This is a genomic window from Maridesulfovibrio zosterae DSM 11974 (assembly GCF_000425265.1).
Taxonomy (GTDB): Bacteria; Desulfobacterota; Desulfovibrionia; order Desulfovibrionales; family Desulfovibrionaceae; genus Maridesulfovibrio; species Maridesulfovibrio zosterae.
In genome coordinates this window covers 541,910-560,060 of record NZ_AUDC01000010.1, presented here as the reverse complement: position 1 = coordinate 560,060, position 18,151 = coordinate 541,910, and the positions used below count along the sequence as shown (strand labels likewise).

Annotated in this window: 18 protein-coding genes; 8 read left to right on the top strand and 10 right to left on the bottom strand. The window is 41.1% G+C overall.

The window, feature by feature from the left end:
* Window positions 1-23: 23 nt before the first annotated feature.
* From H589_RS0103260 to H589_RS0103245, 4 genes are all read right to left on the bottom strand, one after another.
* The gene (locus tag H589_RS0103260) at window positions 24-1,454 is read right to left on the bottom strand and encodes a sensor histidine kinase (protein ID WP_027720708.1); all 1,431 of its coding nucleotides are present in this window, start codon (window positions 1,452-1,454) and stop codon (window positions 24-26) included.
* A gap of 93 nt (window positions 1,455-1,547) precedes the next feature.
* Window positions 1,548-2,291 carry an adenosylcobinamide-GDP ribazoletransferase gene (locus H589_RS0103255; RefSeq protein ID WP_245577031.1) on the bottom strand — a complete coding sequence of 248 codons (744 nt, stop codon included), beginning with the start codon at window positions 2,289-2,291 and terminating at the stop codon, window positions 1,548-1,550.
* Window positions 2,276-3,082, bottom strand: coding sequence for an SAM hydrolase/SAM-dependent halogenase family protein (locus tag H589_RS0103250; RefSeq protein WP_027720706.1), 807 nt, complete (start codon window positions 3,080-3,082; stop codon window positions 2,276-2,278). The genes H589_RS0103255 and H589_RS0103250 overlap by 16 nt, the downstream gene beginning before the upstream one ends.
* Window positions 3,083-3,086: 4 nt before the next feature.
* Complete coding sequence (locus tag H589_RS0103245; protein WP_051249601.1) at window positions 3,087-3,953, bottom strand: YitT family protein; 867 nt, start codon at window positions 3,951-3,953, stop codon at window positions 3,087-3,089.
* A gap of 252 nt (window positions 3,954-4,205) precedes the next feature.
* Between H589_RS0103245 and argS the strand changes: the two genes are divergently transcribed.
* Both argS and H589_RS0103235 read left to right on the top strand, forming a co-directional pair.
* Window positions 4,206-5,849: an arginine--tRNA ligase gene (gene argS / locus H589_RS0103240; protein ID WP_027720704.1), complete on the top strand. Its 1,644-nt coding sequence runs from the start codon at window positions 4,206-4,208 to the stop codon at window positions 5,847-5,849.
* A 19-nt stretch (window positions 5,850-5,868) separates the two neighbouring features.
* Window positions 5,869-6,573, top strand: a complete 705-nt coding sequence (locus H589_RS0103235; RefSeq protein ID WP_027720703.1) for an SPOR domain-containing protein — start codon at window positions 5,869-5,871, stop codon at window positions 6,571-6,573.
* A gap of 103 nt (window positions 6,574-6,676) precedes the next feature.
* Here the strand turns inward: H589_RS0103235 and H589_RS0103230 are convergent, their stop codons facing one another.
* Complete coding sequence (locus tag H589_RS0103230; RefSeq protein WP_027720702.1) at window positions 6,677-8,152, bottom strand: sensor domain-containing diguanylate cyclase; 1,476 nt, start codon at window positions 8,150-8,152, stop codon at window positions 6,677-6,679.
* A gap of 334 nt (window positions 8,153-8,486) precedes the next feature.
* Here H589_RS0103230 and H589_RS0103225 point away from each other — a divergent pair, with 334 nt between their 5' ends.
* The 3 genes from H589_RS0103225 (at window position 8,487) to H589_RS0103215 (ending at window position 12,406) form a co-directional block, all read left to right on the top strand.
* A complete protein-coding gene (locus tag H589_RS0103225) occupies window positions 8,487-10,154 on the top strand; it encodes a glycosyltransferase family 4 protein (RefSeq protein ID WP_027720701.1) in 1,668 nt (555 codons plus the stop codon).
* Window positions 10,136-11,224, top strand: a complete 1,089-nt coding sequence (locus tag H589_RS0103220) for a glycosyltransferase (RefSeq protein ID WP_027720700.1) — start codon at window positions 10,136-10,138, stop codon at window positions 11,222-11,224. The genes H589_RS0103225 and H589_RS0103220 overlap by 19 nt, the downstream gene beginning before the upstream one ends.
* Before the next feature lie 216 nt (window positions 11,225-11,440).
* On the top strand, window positions 11,441-12,406 hold the full coding sequence (locus H589_RS0103215) for a chemotaxis protein (protein WP_027720699.1): 966 nt from the start codon (window positions 11,441-11,443) through the stop codon (window positions 12,404-12,406).
* 127 nt (window positions 12,407-12,533) lie between these two features.
* Here H589_RS0103215 and H589_RS0103210 read toward each other — a convergent pair whose 3' ends face one another.
* A complete protein-coding gene (locus H589_RS0103210; protein WP_027720698.1) occupies window positions 12,534-13,280 on the bottom strand; it encodes a purine nucleoside phosphorylase YfiH/LACC1 family protein in 747 nt (248 codons plus the stop codon).
* The gene (locus tag H589_RS0103205) at window positions 13,268-13,843 is read right to left on the bottom strand and encodes a 5-formyltetrahydrofolate cyclo-ligase (protein WP_027720697.1); all 576 of its coding nucleotides are present in this window, start codon (window positions 13,841-13,843) and stop codon (window positions 13,268-13,270) included. Before H589_RS0103205 ends, H589_RS0103210 begins: the two co-directional genes overlap by 13 nt.
* Before the next feature lie 222 nt (window positions 13,844-14,065).
* On the opposite strand from H589_RS0103205, the gene H589_RS0103200 reads away from it, so the two are divergent.
* From H589_RS0103200 to H589_RS0103190, 3 genes are read left to right on the top strand one after another with little or no spacing between them, the layout of a single operon-like run.
* The gene (locus H589_RS0103200) at window positions 14,066-14,737 is read left to right on the top strand and encodes a metallophosphoesterase (protein WP_027720696.1); all 672 of its coding nucleotides are present in this window, start codon (window positions 14,066-14,068) and stop codon (window positions 14,735-14,737) included.
* Window positions 14,738-14,741: 4 nt separating this feature from the next.
* Window positions 14,742-15,212 (top strand): 23S rRNA (pseudouridine(1915)-N(3))-methyltransferase RlmH, encoded by a 471-nt coding sequence (locus H589_RS0103195; protein WP_027720695.1) that lies wholly within the window; start codon window positions 14,742-14,744, stop codon window positions 15,210-15,212.
* Between the two features lie 36 nt (window positions 15,213-15,248).
* Entirely contained in the window at window positions 15,249-15,467 is a 219-nt protein-coding gene (locus tag H589_RS0103190) for a hypothetical protein (RefSeq protein ID WP_027720694.1), read from the top strand.
* On the opposite strand, the gene rsmG is transcribed toward H589_RS0103190, so the two are convergent.
* From rsmG to H589_RS0103175, 3 genes are read right to left on the bottom strand one after another with little or no spacing between them, the layout of a single operon-like run.
* On the bottom strand, window positions 15,437-16,096 hold the full coding sequence (gene rsmG, locus H589_RS0103185) for a 16S rRNA (guanine(527)-N(7))-methyltransferase RsmG (RefSeq protein WP_027720693.1): 660 nt from the start codon (window positions 16,094-16,096) through the stop codon (window positions 15,437-15,439). The two genes, H589_RS0103190 and rsmG, sit on opposite strands and share 31 nt — an antisense overlap.
* Before the next feature lie 30 nt (window positions 16,097-16,126).
* Window positions 16,127-17,551, bottom strand: a complete 1,425-nt coding sequence (locus tag H589_RS0103180) for an MFS transporter (protein WP_027720692.1) — start codon at window positions 17,549-17,551, stop codon at window positions 16,127-16,129.
* 39 nt (window positions 17,552-17,590) lie between these two features.
* Window positions 17,591-18,043 (bottom strand): MarR family winged helix-turn-helix transcriptional regulator, encoded by a 453-nt coding sequence (locus H589_RS0103175; RefSeq protein WP_035074739.1) that lies wholly within the window; start codon window positions 18,041-18,043, stop codon window positions 17,591-17,593.
* Between the last annotated feature and the right edge of the window lie 108 nt (window positions 18,044-18,151).

Genomic DNA, 18,151 nt, shown 5'->3' with positions numbered 1-18,151 from the left:
GGCAACCTTAAGCAAACACAGTCTTACTGCTCTTTGCTTAAGGGAAGTTTGACTGTAACAGTTGTTCCTTTGGAAGCAGAAGATTCCATACTGATTTCTCCATCATGGGCGCGAACAATGAGTCTGGCAGAATATGTTCCAAGACCTGTTCCATCTGCTTTCCCTTCGGTTGAGTACTTATCAAAAAAGGACTTCCTGACTATTTCAGGAACCGCACCGGAGTTGTGAATAGAGATTGTACTTTTTTCAAAATTTGCAAGATAAATTGAAACTGGCTGGATGTCAGGAGTTGCCTCTAATGCGTTTTTAATAAGGTTAGCAAGCATGGAAAAAAGCAACAATTCTTCCCCTCTGACAATAAACTGGTCATTTTTCATTGATTCACGCTCATCAATAAAGACCTTAAGAACCACATCCTTGGATTCAGCCAGCAGGCTTAAATCTCTTTTGATATGATCAATCAGCGGTATTAAATCTACTCCTTCAGGATTTAGCGAGTATGTTCCTGACTCCATGCGGTAAATATCATAAGATCTGTTAATTAAACCAAGCAGTTTATAGCCTGAATCCTGAATAGCTTCTATCATTTCAATTCGAGATGGATCAGTTTCATCGTCCAGAAGAACATAGGGCAGGTTAATAACAGCGTTAAGCGGTGTTTTCAGATCATGACGGGTAATGCTCTCCACATCATGGCGTAAAATGTCAGCCTGTTGATGATTGATGACATCAATAAGTGTGGAGGCCATGGAATTACAGAAGTGCTCTAAAAAATCTGTCGCCATTTCAGGGTGGTAACGATTTTCAGAAGGATCATAAATAGACAGTAGTCCGATAAGTTCTCCTGGCTTATATTTATTCATAAGCCCGAAGGCAAAACATGAACCGTCACTATCCGGTGACATTTCAGGATCACCAAAAAAAATGTCAGGGCGCATCATTTTATTTATGGGACCTATAAAAACTCGATTAGGTCCGGGACTCAATGTCGCATCAATATAACGCATGCATCCTTGCATATAAAAAGTCGGAATTTCGCTGCAATCAATACCTGAACAAAGATCACGCTCCAGTACCACGGTAAGCTTGTTGATTCCGAGTCCCTTAGAGATATCAACGAGTATATCCGAAAGTTCAGATATTGAACGCAGTGTGTTTATACTGTCAAAGGCCCTACATAGCTTACTGAAAAATTGAAAGTCAGAACTGTAAGCAGATAAGGTCTCTTTAAGCTTCAGCTCCACCTTGTCATATCGCTCACTTAATTCATCCAGAGTATTACGTGTAGTAATCAACTTATCTTCGGTACGTAGAACTTCATCTCTGGCAAAAACATAACTTTCAAAAATCGACTGAGCAATGTTTGAAGCATGGTCATCTTTACAGTCTTTAAGAAGCTTTTTCAAAAGATCCAGCTGTATTCCGAATTCTTTTAATGAAGGCAGATTGTTCATATGAATTCCTAAAAATTGAGAATAATTTTTTTTGATTTCAAAATGACTTTAACTGTATGTTCAGGAAAATAGCAACTTAACATCTCTAAAATATTAATTAAGAGCAGCAAAAGCGAGCAACCCGGAGATCTCTGCCAGCACCACTGCGCCTCCTAGAAAATCACCATTAGCCCCATTTACTTTTTTAGCCAGTCGAAAAAGAAATAAAAGACTTCCCCCACCTAAAACATAGGCTGTGATCTGTGTTTGAATATTAACTGCCAAAAAGCCTGTCAGTATCGTCGAGATAAAGGCAACTGCAAGCGAAGGCCAATCAGCTCCGTCCATGAAAAGGACGCCCTGTCCAGGCCTTGAAAATGGTCTTCCAATACGGCACATAGCCGAACAGCCCATCCGGCCCACTATAAAAATCCATATGGCTGCGGCATAGGCATGTGCTTCAAAAATATAATAAAAACAAACCACCTGTCCAAGAAGAACAATAACAGAAGCCAGAATCCCGAATACACCGGAACGACTGTCCTTAATAATCTCCCAGAAACGCACGGCATCGGGATACGGCCCTGCTCCATCTGCGATATCAGCAATTCCGTCAAAATGCAGACCGCGAGTCAAGTAAACTGAAGCGCCAACACTAAGCCATGCCTGAATCCAGAATTTATCGGCAAAAAGACCTAAATAAAAAGGGCATACGATTACACTCCCCAGCACAAGACCACTAAGTGGCATCCACTTAACAGTCCTCGCTAAATCCTTTGCTTCAATATCAATAACAGGACCTAGTCTGGTCATAAAACCAAGTGTAATTAAAAAATCTCTTATTATCCCTTTTCGCACTGCCCGCTCCATTTCAAGATAAGTGTATCTTCCGGCTCTACTCCCAGCATTTCAGATGCAGATCCTCGTTTAAGTGCCAGTTCATAGAATCCCTGACTTCCGGCAAGAAGTCCTATACTCATGTCTTCAAGCTCTGTGTAGCAGGATACTCTCTTGACACAGCAGACATTACACTTTTCTCTAGAAATACACATTCGTTCCGGCATAATTTGTTTATCAGGAATATTAAGTATCAGATTTCCAAAACGATCCTTATGCAGCACGATTACTTTAACTTCATCATTCTTCCAGACAGGTTTTTGAATGCCTTTACGTACAAGATTACGCAAAGGAAATTTAGGGCCGAGGTTTTCAAGGGAAGTTCCGCTTGCTATCTCAGCGGCCAGAGGAGCAAAAAGATCCCGCCCGTGAAACGTTGATGAACTACTCATTTTACCGGCAGTTTCACTTAAATCCGTGACAATCATGGTTCCGGTAAATTGTGATTCTGCAAGCTCAAGAATTCCATTATCCGGTGCAATTACAATGCGCTCATTAAATTCAGCACCGATTATCTTTCTACCACTGCCAACCCCAGGATCGACAACCGTAATAAAAATTGTATTTTCAGGAAAATGATTCATAGCTGCTGCCAGAAAAAAAGCCCCCTGTGCTATACAAAAAGGAGACACACCATGACTGACATCAATTACATATGATTCAGGCGCATGAATGGCCAGTACACCCTTCATCTGTCCAACGTACGGATCATCCAGCCCGAAATCAGTTAAAAGCCCGATTGTTCTGCTCATATGACTACCTTGGTACACTAAATCCTTTTCCAAGAACACTGAAGGTTTCTTCAATTATTACAAAAGCAGCAGGGTCAATGGTAAAAATAGTGGCTTCAAGCCGTTTAATTCTAAATGAATCTACAACCGTCATAATAACTGTCCTTTCCTTGCCGGTATACCCACCCTTGGCATCAATCAATGTAGTTCCCCGTCCAAGCTTAGTCATAATAGCTCCTGAGACATCATCTGGAAAGGCTGTAATAATTAAAACCAACTTACGCTGGTTAAAAAGACGCTGTACAGCATCAATCGCAGCCGCAGAAACGTAAATCATCGCTAATGAATAAAGTACATCATTTAAATTAAGCCAGACTGTTCCTACACCTAGAACAACAACATTAAAGCCCATCGAGAACTGACCGACTTTAATGCCTAGTTTTTCACGGGCAAGAATCTGTAGAATCCCCAGCCCTCCGGTTGAGCCAAGCGAACGCAAAGAAACACCGGAACCAAGGCCCAGAACGACTCCTCCGGCCAGTACGGCCAGCCACTTATCATGAAAAGAAATAGTCCACGGAACAAGTTCAATGAAACCGCTAAGTGTGACCATGCCATACAGACTGTACCAGAAAAACCTTCTACTGATAAAAAACCATCCCAGTAAAAAAACAGGAATATTTAGCAGAAAAATCCATACCCCTGAAGACAGAACTGGAAAAATATAATATCCAAGAAGAGCAAGACCTGAAATCCCACTGGGTAAAAAGGCATTTGGAATAATTACCGCCTTGATTGCAAGTGCGGTAAGAAATGACCCCATGCTTAATAAGCAAATATTCCAAGCTATTGAGTAACTCCACGTTTGAAAACGACTTATAACAGCATCCAATTAATATTCTCCTTTGTTAACATTTATATTTTGCTGTATGAAAGGAAATAGCAGTGAAGTTTCAAATTTTCCAGATTAAATAAGACGGCCCAATATGTAAATTCACTATCTTAGCTCCATATTGAGTACTTGGAAGCTGCACCGAAAAATGATAAGCGAGGCATGCTTACATAGTATTAAACAGTACTCTGCTCTTAGCGCAGCAGTTCATAACTGTTTTATCATAATTTATTAAGGAGTTTTTAATCCACAATGAAAGCTAAACTACACCTTGAAAAAGTTCTCGGTTCCATTCTTGAAAGCAAGGGCTGGCAGTGGCCTGAAAAGGCTGTTATAGAGCCACCTAAAGATAAAAATTTCGGCGACATGTCAGCGAATATCGCCATGATGCTATCCAAACAAGCAAAAATGAATCCTCGTGCTATCGCCGAGGAGATCAAAAAAGAACTTGATAACGATAAGTATGTTCAGCAGGTTGATATCGCCGGTCCAGGCTTTCTAAACTTCACTTTTTCTAATTCATTCTGGCAGGACATGATCCTCGAAGTTCTTGAAAAAGGTGCAGACTTCGGTCGTAGTGATATCGGCAAGGGAACCAAAATTCAGGTTGAATATGTTTCCGCCAACCCTACAGGACCACTGCATATCGGTCACGGACGTGGAGCTGCTCTAGGCGACTGCCTTGTGCGTACACTTGAGTTTACCGGATACGATGTTGAAGCTGAGTACTATGTAAATGACGCAGGACGTCAGATGTTAATTCTCGGCAACTCCATCTGGGTAAGATTACAGCAGTCTCAGGGACGTGATGTTACCGACCCTGAAGATTTCTATAAAGGTGATTATATTAAGGATCTCGCTGCTGAAGTTCTTGAACGCAATCCTGATATCCTGAATATGGATGAGAACGAATCCATTGCTATCTGCCGTGAATACGGAAAAGATGAAATTCTTGAAGGAATTAAAAAAGACCTCGCAGCTTTTGATGTTCGCCATGATGTATGGTTTTCCGAAAAAAGTCTTGTTTCCGCAGGAAAGGTTGAAGAAACATTTGCCGATCTGAAAGAACGCGGTATGGCTTACGAAAAAGATGGAGCACTCTGGTTCAAGTCAATCGATCTGGGAGATGACAAAGACAGAGTATTGCGCAAATCCAATGGAGATCTGACCTATTTTGCCTCTGACATCGCTTATCATGACAATAAGTACAAACGTGGTTTTGATATGGTTGTCGATATCTGGGGCGCTGACCATCATGGCTATGTTCCCCGTATGCAGGCTGCAGTTGAAGCCCTTGGTAAAAAAGGACAGCTTGGTGTTATTCTGGTGCAGCTTGTCAACCTGCTGCGCGGCGGTGAACAGATTGCTATGTCCACACGCGCAGGTAAATTTGAAACACTCGAAGATGTAGTGAATGAAGTTGGCCGCGATGCCGCACGTTTCATGTTTCTATCCCGTAAGAGTGACAGCCATCTTGATTTTGACCTTGATCTTGTTAAACAGAAGACAATGGAAAACCCGGTCTACTACGTGCAATACGCCCATGCGCGAATTTGCTCTGTAATTCGCAAAGCCGCAGATCAGGGTATTGAAATTCCAGCAGGACAGTCTTCACTTTTAGAAAATCTGACCAACGTGGAAGAGCTTAATCTTATGAAACTCATGGACCAGTTTTCTGATGTTGCTGAAAATGCAGGAAAACACATGAGTCCGCACGTTGTAAGTTACTATCTGCGTGATCTCGCCAGTGCATTGCATAGATTCTACTCCATGCATCACATTCTTTCTGCGGAGAAAGAAATCATTGCTGCAAGGCTTCTGCTTCTTCAAGCTGTTGCCAGAACTCTTTCCAACGGCTTGAACCTGCTCGGCGTTTCCGCTCCCGAGAGTATGTAATTAATAACTGGAGAACATGATGGCAGCCCCTAAGGGAAAAAAAAGAACAACAGATTCAACCCAGGAAAAGAAATATACTTTTACCTTCACAGTACCTGAAATTATAGGACTGTGTGCAGGAAGTGTTGCAGCTCTTTGTGCTTTCTTTGTACTGGGTATTCTGCTGGGACGAGGGTATCAGCCCGAAAAGGATATGCCTAAACTGGAAATGATGATGCCATCAAGTTCTGCTAACAGCTCTGGTGAAGTGAAAGGTGGAGTTTTGAAACCTGAAGAACTTCAATATATTGATGCTATAAAGAAAAAACCTGAATCGGCATTAAAACCAGAGCCAAAGAAAAAAGAAGTCGCTGCCAAGCCTGAGATAAAAAAATCTCCTGCTCCTGCTAAAAAAGAAGCAGAACAGGCCAAGGCAACAAAACCAATTGAGCCGACATTCTCTGTTGAAATAGATAACCCTGAAGAACCGGCAGCACCTGTTTACAACTACATATATCAGGTTGCTTCCTTCGGTTCTAACGGTAAAGCACAGGACTTCAACTCCAAGCTTATTGAACGTGGTCTTAATTCTTATGTTGAACCGGGAAAAAGTGGAACACGTATCTGGTATCGTGTGTTCATACGTCATACCGGAACAGCCGCATCAACTGACAGTATGAGAAATATTCTACGAAAGTTCGGTATTAAAAAACCATTGCTGAAGAGTAAAAAATCAGTTGAGTAATAGTCTGGCTTTATAAATGGTAAAAGCCCCGCAACTTAGTTTGGTATACCAGTTGCGGGGCTTTTTTAATCAACCTGACAGCTATTAGGCTGATGGAGAGCTCTTACATAATTTTAAGCTGTGGTCGCATTGGCGAAACCATCACTCTATTTCTACCTTGCTCCTTAGCATTATAGAGAGCATCGTCTGCCTTACGCAGAATTTCTACATCTTTTTCAAGACTTCCGGGTCTGACAGATGAAACCCCAATACTTGCCGTTACCTTAATATTCTTATCCTGATATGGCATGTTTGTTTTTTCAATCTTAACTCTAACGCGTTCTGCTAACATTTCAGCATCAGCTTCCTTAGTATGCGGAAGCAAAATAACAAACTCTTCCCCTCCGTAGCGGGCAATAAAATCTGTTGAACGAAATGTTGATTCAAAAAGCCTTGCAACACGTTCAAGAACCATGTCACCGGCCAGATGACCGTATGTATCATTAATATTTTTAAAATGATCAAGGTCGATCATAAGTAAAGATAAATCAGTATTAAGACGCTGATGACGCTTAAACTCTTCAACCAGTCTTTCATCAAAACTACGGCGGTTGAATACTCTGGTCAGACCGTCACGGTCAGCACGGGTCTTTATCTTGGTGAACATAAGTGCGTTGTTAAGCGCAAGAGACAAATGGTTCACGGCCGCATTGAGCGTTGAAACCTGATCCTTGGCCAGCCGGATATTCTTATCGCAAAGCATAACCAGACAACCAAACTTATCGCCTCTGCTAACCAGAGGAAGAGCCAAAACTCTTCCTGCATTTGGACTGTATACCATCTGCCGGTCACTGACATTTACGGTTTCAGAAATATTGTAGCCCAGAACATCCATGCCGCTTAGAGCAACGATATTTTCAATCATCAATTCAGTCCATTCGGACTGTACTTCACCAAGAAGTCCCGGATTGAGATAAATTTCAGTTTCTACATGCCGTCCTGTCTCAAGTACATTCCAGAATGCTCCTTGAACGGAAAGTACAGGTAAAAGCAGCTTTAAATCTTCTGCTGCCTGCCCGAGTATATCCGCAACTTCAAGTCGCTCAGTAGCGTTTGAAAGCAGGGTATTAAGAAACATGAGATGCTCAGTCTTACGGCTGAGAAGTTCACGCTCCATAATAATCTCTTCGGTCATACGGTAAAGATCACCATAAAGACCGGAAATTTCCTTCGCCCTGAAAAGGGCATCCTGCACTTTTGTGCTGGTCAGCGGAGAACTTATGACTGCAAGAAAGCCATCTTCAAGAACACTTTCAAGGTCAACATTATTCTTTTTTTCATCCTGAATAAGGATGCGCTGTGTAGATTCAAGATTACGATATGCCTCACGGCGGGCTTCAGGAAGTTCATCCCATACACGTTGAGGAATCCAAGTAGCAGCAGGCTTCTCCTGATTACTGAGTTCCTTTTCGCTGGGAAGAGATCTTTCTGAGAAATTTCTCAAAAAGAAGCCGGGACCGAGAGAATCCTCAATCTTTCCCGCTTCATTATTATTAAGACCGAACCCCCAAAGCAGTTCGGGTCTGCTCCCTCTTTTCATTTCAGGTCTCCTTCTTTGCCTTAGTTAAGCTGTCAGAAATAGTTTTCTGAATTGAAGCTTGCAAAAAAAAGACCATCAACATGGTCAAATATATTATGCAGAGTATGTTTTCTTCTCTATAGAAAATGTATAAATTCAAAATCACCGATATAACAGTGTGATATAAGCAAAATATCTGCGTGTTATAATTTTCAGTGCTTTTAATTTAAAACTTAACAAAAGATATTATTCACCTTCGAAAGGAAAACTGTGCCGGAAATATGGCGCTCCCTAGAGGGATTGAGGAAAATAAATCCTTTGACAAGACTGGTCCAAATATGGCTTGAAATAATGTATGAAAACTCAAAGAATATGGGGAACTTTGGACCCCTTCTACGAGGCTGGCCCCATATTGGGGAGAAAAGTCGCTAACGAAGGCTTTATAAATGGCCTGTTCAAAGCAGATCCATTTGATGAATATCATTTTTTTCTCCCCGGAAATGCAAGTTGCCAGACCTTTACAAAATTTATTGAAATAAATTTTTCAGCACTGTTCAAGAGTGGCAGAGTGAAAGTCATGGACAGGCGTGACCTGCCGGAAGCGATAAGTAAGCAAAAATATTTCTGCTTTCATCAGTCAGACTGTATTCTGTTTCCCCCACATCTGGCCCGGATTAGAAATCAGTTTTCCAAACATATTTTTCCTATTACCGGAACTACTCATTCTTTAAGTTACAGTAACTACGCGTCGTTTTTTCTTAATTATATGTGGAAAGGATCTACTAAGCGCGACTGTATTATCGCAACATCGACTATGGGGACAACCGTTGTTGAAAAATATTTCCAGCATCTGCGTGAGGGGTTTGAACTTGATGAAATTAAATTTCCCACCCCGCAAATAAGAAAAATTCCTTTAGGAATTAATACGGAATATTTCTCACCTCCCAGTGTACAGCAAAAAGAGCAGGCTTTAAATAATCTGGAAATGAACGGAGAAGGAATAGTTAATATTCTTGTTTTCGGCCGTATTGCCCACTACTCCAAAATGGATATCCTGCCCCTTTTAAGGGCTCTGCAAAGACTTTTTGCAAGAGGAATGGATCGTAATAAAGTAAGGCTTATCCTATCCGGATGGACCGACGAAGGAGATGACTTCCCTGAAACTCTCTCGCAACTGGCTAAGAATATGGGGCTGAAGCTTTCTATTGTAAGCCGTCCACAGGATAATATAAAAACAGACTTGTTTCGCGCAGCTGATATTTTTGTTTCCATTTCCGACAATCCACAAGAGACCTTTGGTCTGACAATTCTTGAAGCTGGAGCTATGGGGCTGCCTGTTATAGCATCTCACTACGACGGGTACCGAGATTTGGTAATTAACGGAAAAACAGGATTTCTAATTGATACAATAGGTACTGATGAAAGCCCTGAAGTAGATGTTATGGCTCCTTTTTGTTTCGATAATCAGTACCACCTGCTTTTAGCTCAGCAGACAGCAGTGCTCACACCTAAATTGGCTGATGCTCTGGAAGAGCTTATAAATAATCCGGAACTGCGCAAAACAATGGGCAGCACCGGGGCTCGTCATATTCAGACAAATTTTACATGGAAAAAAGTAATCGAGCAGTACCTAAGGCTCTGGGATGAGTTAAATAGCACTCCTGTAAATGAAGAAGGGCTTTGCGATATAAAGCATCCAGTACAGGTAAGATTCGGAGAAACATTTGCCCACTACACCACCTCATCCATTAGTAATGAGATGAAAGTAGTTACAGGCATAACCGGCAGAGCAATATATCATGGTAAAGAGTTTCCTTTGGTCTACAGCGGGCTGGAAAGGATTTTAAAGCAGGATATTATCCGTAAAATATCCTTCTTTGCCCGCAAGACGATAACTGTTGCCCTGCTAGTTGAAAAAATTAAATCACTTGAACCTGAGCTGTCCAACCAGAAAGCCAAATTCCATATACTCTGGTGCCTCAAACATGATATTCTGGAAATTTTATGCGAAACAGGACAATAGTTCACCACACAGCTTTAGCCAAAAGTGGAGGAGCAACAAGAGTTGCTGCTCTCCTATGTGAAGGTCTTGAACAGACTGGATACCAATGCATACACTCATATGAGGCTTCAGAAAAAACCAGTGATAAGCTGATCAGTCCAGATGAAGCTGCCGGAAGCATACCTGCGAACGCCATTGTTCATTTGCATTCATCGGCAGATCCTGCAAAATTCCTTACTACTCTTCATAAAGAGACCCAAGTCGTTATAACTCTTCACGATACCCAGATGATCACCGGAGGATGCTCGTATCCCCTTGATTGCGAGCATTTTAACCGAAATTGCATTAATCCCTGCCCAAGAAATTTCCCGGACTCTGAAGCAGTGTGCCAAAAAAACATTTCCGCACTTTTAAATTCCGGGGCATTGATTGTCTCACCGTCTAGGTGGCTTGCCAAACTTGCAAGCAAGTCAGACGAAAGGCTAGAAGTAAAAATAATTCCTAACGGCATACCGTGGCCTGAAGTTTTGGAAGATAAAAAAAAGGTTCGCAAAAAATTTGGACTCCACCAAGCATCAAAAATTATCTTATTTATTGCCCATGGAGGACAGGATGCCGGATATAAATCCGGTCCCCAATGGACTCAATACTGGAATATAATTAAGAAACAAGTACCTGGGGCGATAGCTTTTGCTATTGGAGGCAATAAAAATATACGGGAAGGTGATTTTATTTCATTGCCTTACGTTGACCGGGAAACACTAAGCGAGTTCATGCTGGCTGCTGATATTTTTGTATACCCAACTCTTGCAGACAATCATCCTTTAGTCATACTTGAAGCCATGTCCAGAGGTCTGACTACAGTCAGCTATGCTGTAGGAGGTGTTCCTGAACAGATCATACATAATTCCACAGGCATCCTTGTGCCCCCTTATGAAAAAACAAATTTTGCCGATAGTGTTGTGGCACTGCTCAAAAACACACGACTGGCACGGGAAATAGGAACATATGCTTTTCACAGTGGTAAAAAGAAATATAATTGCTCAAGAATGATCAAAGATTATATTAAGGTTTATGACAATCTGGCTTAATTTTAACTTTTTATGTTATTTTTTTATTTTTTTGTGATAAATCTACTGAATCAAGTTGACTTTTTTTATATTTACATTGGAAATACAGAGACAAACTCTGTTATAAAGTTTAAAAACATCTTTCATAAACAAGCATTTCAGTCTAATATTAAGCTGAGATTTGTTGTTCATATAATCAAACTGGCATGACCCGCTATTTTTCAGGGGAGGATGAGAATGTCTCAAACAAATATTCTGCTCGAATCAGGCACTAATGAGCTTGAAATAGTTGAATTTTATATTGATGAAATTGATAACGTTCACGATGGAGCAACAAGACGCAGCTTCTACGGAATAAACGTAGCTAAAGTTGTTGAGATCATCAGGCTGCCCGAGCTTACCGATATGCCTGATGCTGCAAATGATGCAGTTCTCGGTGCATTTGACCTGAGATCAGAAATTATTCCACTTATTGATCTTAGTCGTAGAGTTGGTAAAAGTAGAATTGAAGACGAAGCTCCTAAAGTAATCGTTACTGAATTCAATAAAATTTCCACAGCATTTCTTGTTTCAGGTGTAACACGCATTCACAGGATAAGCTGGGAGCAAGTAGAAGCACCAAGCAGGCAGGTTTCTTCCCTGACAGCAAACTCCATCACCGGAGTAGTCAAGCTTGAAGGTCGCATTGTGTTCTTGCTTGACCTTGAAAAAATTGTTGCCGACCTTAACCCTGGTATGGATCTTACAGATGTACCAGAAGCATCATTAGTCGATAAAATTGAAAAACGTCATCTCAAGGCACTCATTGCGGATGACTCCACCATGATACGTCGCATGATCGGTCAAATGTTGGAAGATGCTGGTTTTAGAGTTACCAGAACTCATAATGGTAAAGCTGCTTGGGATAAAATAGTTGAATGGAAAGCCAAAGCAGAAGCTGAAGGCAAAACCATTAATGATTATCTTGATATTGTAGTTACTGACATTGAAATGCCAGTTATGGATGGGCATAATTTGACCAAGCGCATAAAAGATGATCACGAATTAAGACATCTTCCTGTATTACTCTGCTCCTCTATCATTACTGATACCCTTTTCCATAAAGGAGAGTCTGTCGGGGCTGATGACCAGATTTCAAAAGCAGAAATTAATCAGCTGGCAGAAAGAGTTTTTAAGCTTATCGAGAAAGCACAAAGTGCATAAGCACATTTTGAATTAAATTATCAAGCCCCGTATGACCATGTCATCCGGGGCTTTTTTACGTTTTACTCTAAACAATTGGTAAAATTTAGAACTTACAAAAAATTCAAAAGACACGTTCACTCGTATTCTATTTAATCCAGATCAACGAACACTGCCTTCCGGTAATGTGATCTCGTCTATATGAAAAAAAAGTATCCGACATGGAATAAGTACACATATCAATACTGTAAATATTTCGTGGATTAAGACCTGCTTCCTGCAGTTGATCCCTTGTGAGCTGCCAAAGATCAACCATTCTGGATTTCTCATCAAAATAAGCTTCGAACCCCGGTTCAAAATCAGTAGAAAAATTCTTAAATTCAGAGACCGCAGGACTTAAGCTTGGACCTCGAACAGCAAGCAGATCTGAAGGATTACAACTGTAATGCTCACATAAACGCTTAACACCTTTACCTGGAAAATTCATCGCATTGCCACGCCAGCCATTATGCAACCCAGCTACAAAATTACCATCCTTATGAGCAATTAAAATAGGCTGACAGTCAGCAGTTTTAACGACAAGACCATGCCCCTTAGCTGATGTAGCAAAACCGTCTCCTTCGAGTATAGCCGGATCTCCGGCGGAACCACATTCCGGTTCAAAATGGATAACATCACCATGAACCTGTTTGCATTCATGCCACTGAGTTATGCCTAGTGTTGCAGCCAAAGCAGTTCTATTTTCACGTACATTATAAGGATCGTCGCCTACATCAAAAGAAATATTTCCTTCATCAAAAGGAGCCTCACACTTACCACCGTTTCTTGTAGTAAAAACAACTGAGATTTTTTCAAGTCCGGGAAAAACAAATGGTATATAAGTTAATTCTGCCATATCAACTCCTTTTCGGTACAAACCAGACTAACAGCCTGATCCCATGGTTCGACAGGAAATCCTTCTACAAGTTGAAAAGAATAGCATACACCCACAGATAAAAAAAAGTCCTTCTGCGGCCGTGCCAGAAAACGGTCATAATAACCGCCGCCAAATCCAATACGGTAACCATGAGAATCATACCCTACGCCCGGAACGATAACAATATCAGGTGAAACTGCATCAGGAAATTCACACCGTGACCTGCAGGGCTCTTTTATACCAAATGATCCTCCCAACAGATCATGCTCGGCACGGACCACGCCAAAATCCATTAACCCCGGCTCGTCAGTCCTACAACACGGCATAAACAATTTCTTACCACTGTCCCAGGCAGCTTCAAGGAGCGGTCGCACATCAACCTCATTTTTTATAGGCCAGTAAAGCAAAACTTCCTGCGCATTTATCCACTGCTTAAGACTGAGTATTGATTCAACAATCCTGCCACTCTTAACTTCAACATCCGAAGCACACATTCTGGAACGCGTTTTAAGCAGCCTCTTCCTGATGACATCTTTATCCAAACCGATCTCCCAATTTCACTTTTTTAAAAACCACTTAATAAGACCATGTCTTCCTGTTAAAAATCAATAGAAGAATGAAGCAATAAGGAAACTATGTGAGTATCCGTCCCGATAAAACCAGAGCTTATGCATTGGTTTTTGAAGCCAAAAATGATAGCAAAACACCAATACAAAGATCACTTATGCCCTGTTCATACTAAAAATTATTCTACCGGAGAGACTATGTCTAAAAAAGATACTTATTGGATCGCTTTTGGAGATATTCACCAGAGTCTTAACCTGCCAAATTTGATACCGGATATTGATAAAGCCGCTGGTGTCATTGTTACAGGTGACCTGACCAACCATTCACCGCAAGGTGCGGTAGAGAAAGTCTGGGATTCCATATATCATTTAAATCCCAACATTCTTGCTCAGGCCGGAAATATGGATCGCAGCAATGTTACTGATTTTCTTAAATCAAAAGGAGCCAATCTGCATCTTGAAGTCCGTGAGCTAGCCGATGGAATCAAAATTATGGGTGTAGGGTGTTCTATCCCCACTCCCTTCGGAACTCCAAGCGAAATAACTGAAGAAGAAATGGCCGAAATGCTTGCAGAAACATACTCCAGAGCAGGTAAGTATGACAAGCTGATCCTTGCTGTACACGACTCTCCATACAACACTTCCTTAGATATGCTATCAAATGGAATGCATGTTGGTAGCAAGTCCGTCAGGACTTTTATTGAAACACATCAACCAGACATCGTTATCAGCGGACATATCCACGAATCACGTGGTGAAGACAGCATAGGTAAATCACGCATTTTTAACCCCGGAATGGCTTCCGGAGGTGGTTATGTACAAATAAACCTGTCTAATCAAACGTTAGATGCAACCTTAAAACAAATTTAATTTAATGAGTAAAATAAGATTCGTATGGGTTGGAAAACTAAAGGAACCATTTTTCAATGAGGCATGTGCCCATTACACAAAAAAATTAGGACGGTTCTACAAGCTGGAAGAAACTATTCTTAAAGATGCACCGGGTAAACTTCCGCCAGAAGAAAAAGTTCTGCGTGAAGGGAAGTCAATCATCACTAAGATTAAACCATCTGATATGCTAATCTGCATGGATGAAAAAGGTGCAGAAATGACTTCAGTAGAACTTTCAAAAAAATTAAGCCAATGGACTGAGGACCCAAACCTGACACCATGTTTTGTCATTGGTGGACCATTTGGGTTATCGGAAGAAGTAAAGAATGTCGCTCGAGTCAAACTTTCCCTGAGCAAAATGACCCTTCCTCACGAATTGGCCAGAACCATGCTGCTGGAACAACTTTACCGTGCAGGTTCAATTCTACGTGGTTCACCATATCATCATGTTTGATCTGTTAGAACCGTGAAAATAAATGAGGATTTTTTAATGATAAATAATGAATATTTAGAAAAACTTGAACATTACATGACTTCTGGTGACATGAAATTTGAATTTGACAATGGCACCGAGGAAAAACGTTTTGAAATTCTTGATTTTCTCGAAAGATTGATGGACGTCGCAGAAATAGCCGACGAGCATGCTACCAAACTTATTTTCAAAGGCGGACTACTCGATCAGCTATCAGGTAATAGCGACCAGAAATAATGAGTTTTATCTCCTGCTTTATATTGCAAAACAGATTCCAGCTTAAAATTCAACCCAATAATATCTGAATCTTGCGGGGCTGGATCATTAGAAAGAATTACTACTCTGCCGCCCGGTGCAAGCATCGGCTTAACAAAAGGTAAAAGTTCTTTCCAAGGCATAAATGCTTTGCTCAGAATTAAATCCGCAGGGAGTATTTCCTGCGGAATTTTTTCTGCGCGTCCTTGAAAAACATAGGTACGCGGCAGACTCATCATACGCAGAGCTGTACGCATAAAAACTGAACGCTTCTGACGGGAGTCGACTAGATGATAATCACCTTGCTGCCAGACAGTGCGCAAGGGAATTCCGGGTAACCCGGCCCCCGCACCTAAATCAAGAGCTACAGAATCTTTGGGGAGATTTAGAGAATTTAAAAAATCAGCCAGATGCAGACTATCAATAATCAGAGAATGAAATATTTCTTTCCATGAGGCAGGACCTACCAGATTCATGGATTTATTCCACTTAACCAGCAAAGTTACATAGTAGGCTAAAATTCTGGACTGATCCGTTGCCGACTTGAAACCAGCATCAAGACGTGGATCATCTGTTAATTTACGCCCGGCCTTACTTGCTGCACCGATTATTTCTGATCCACTGATATTTATCTCTGCCATTTACATCTCCTCGTTACTTCCGGCAGATTGCACACAAAGGTCTTCTTTGGCAACTGCTGACTTCCGTACAACAGCTCTCGCAGAAACCATTACTGCCAGTATACACAGGCAGGAAAGAGTAATTAATGAGAAATGCATTACGGATAGGTATGAAGAAGCTGATTCAGGAGAGACCGGAGCATCCCCCATTACGGTTGAAAGAAAAATAGAGATAATGACCATACTGGTTACCATACCGACAGTACGTAAACCGCCACTGACAGCAGAAGCAAAACCAAAACGAGATGGAGGAACACTACCCATAAGAATCATCATATTAGGAGATGAAAATAGCGCAAAACCAACACCAAGAATGACAAACATTGTGTAAAGATACGGTATAGAGGTCTGAGCAGTAACCAGCGCACCCATAATTGTTCCTGTCGTGCAGGCAAGCATACCAAGCAAGGCAATAATGCGCGGAGAAAATTTATCTGCGAGTCTTCCGCAGGGAGGTGATAAAACGGCCTGAACTATAGGCTGGATCACAAGTATGAGCCCGGCTTCATGAGGAGTAAGCCCTTTTACACTTTGCAGGTAGAGACTAAAGAGAAAGACGATACCGAATGTTCCGGCATAGTTGATATACTGTACCAGAGCAGCATCGGAAAAATCCTTACGTTCTTTAAAAAGAGTTAATTCAATCAACGGATTCTTAAACCTATCCTGCGTGTAAATAAACAACGCGAAACAGGCAATACCTGAAACAAGTAAAACAGGTCCAAGCCACCCTGCATTCAGGCTTGTTCCTCCAAAAACAAGGGCTGCAACAGAAAGAGCAACCAAAACGCTTCCGGCATAATCAAATTTCTCCACAGACGATTGAAACTTTTCTTTCAGATTGCGATGAGCAACAATATAAGAAATACCAAGCGGAATCATGCCCAGATAGAATAACCAGCGCCATCCTAGATGAGTAGCGACCAGACCACCTATATACGGGCCTGCCGACAAACCTACATAAACAGCAGCAACAGCAAGCCCCATTGCTCTTCCGCGTTCTTCTTTCGGGACGGAATCAGTAAGCAACGCCATATTTGTAGCTATACACATTCCACCGGAAATACCTTGAGCCATACGTAGTATGATTACAGTTTCAATAGAATGGGCAAAACCGGTAAGAAATGTAAAGATCGTGTACAGCAATACTCCCAGACGAAACATAGGCTGTCTTCCGAACATATCCGCCAGTCTTCCAAATGGAAGAAGAAGTGCTGCCACACTACCAACATATATTGATTCAACAAGACTTAAATCCAGACCGCTTGCGCCAAATTCCTTACCAATAACAGGCAAAGAAATCCCAACAGCAGAAAACATAAACGGCATTGTAAACTGAGTTATTGCTACGGCAAAGACTACAGCTCTCTTCTTAGCATCATTCATTATAACCTCTTCATATCGACTATACAGCCTAAAATATATTTAAATAATATCCCACAGATTTGGCATTCCAAGTTTTTCTCTGCATGTATCAATAATTTTGACCATACACTTCATTACCAAGTCCTTCTCATCACAATCTAAGCCGGACAGCATTTCCTCATTCGCGTTCATAAGTACAGCAGTGAGATCTTCATGTATTTCTTTAGCTTTATCAGTAGGATATACTAATTTTTGCCTTCTATTATCAGGATTTTCTTCTCTGTAAAGAAATTTCAATTTTTCGAGCTTGGCGATTGTTCTAGCTGTAGCGCCTTTATCAATGCTCAATATCAAAGATAACTCATCTTGTGTCCTTCCTGGATTTAATAATGACTCCATCAAAAATCCGATCTGACAATAAGTAATTCCTATTGCCTCCAGCTTTTCTGCTAGAATAGCTTTATTAAGCCTTACAACCTGTGCATTTAAATAACCAAACGGGAACGAATTCATAATTTCTTCCTAAAAGTATATCCGTTGTCTAATCAACAGTTGCAGAGACAACATTATTTTTTACACTTGTCAATCAGATTTTAAAAATGATTTGAAGACTCACATATG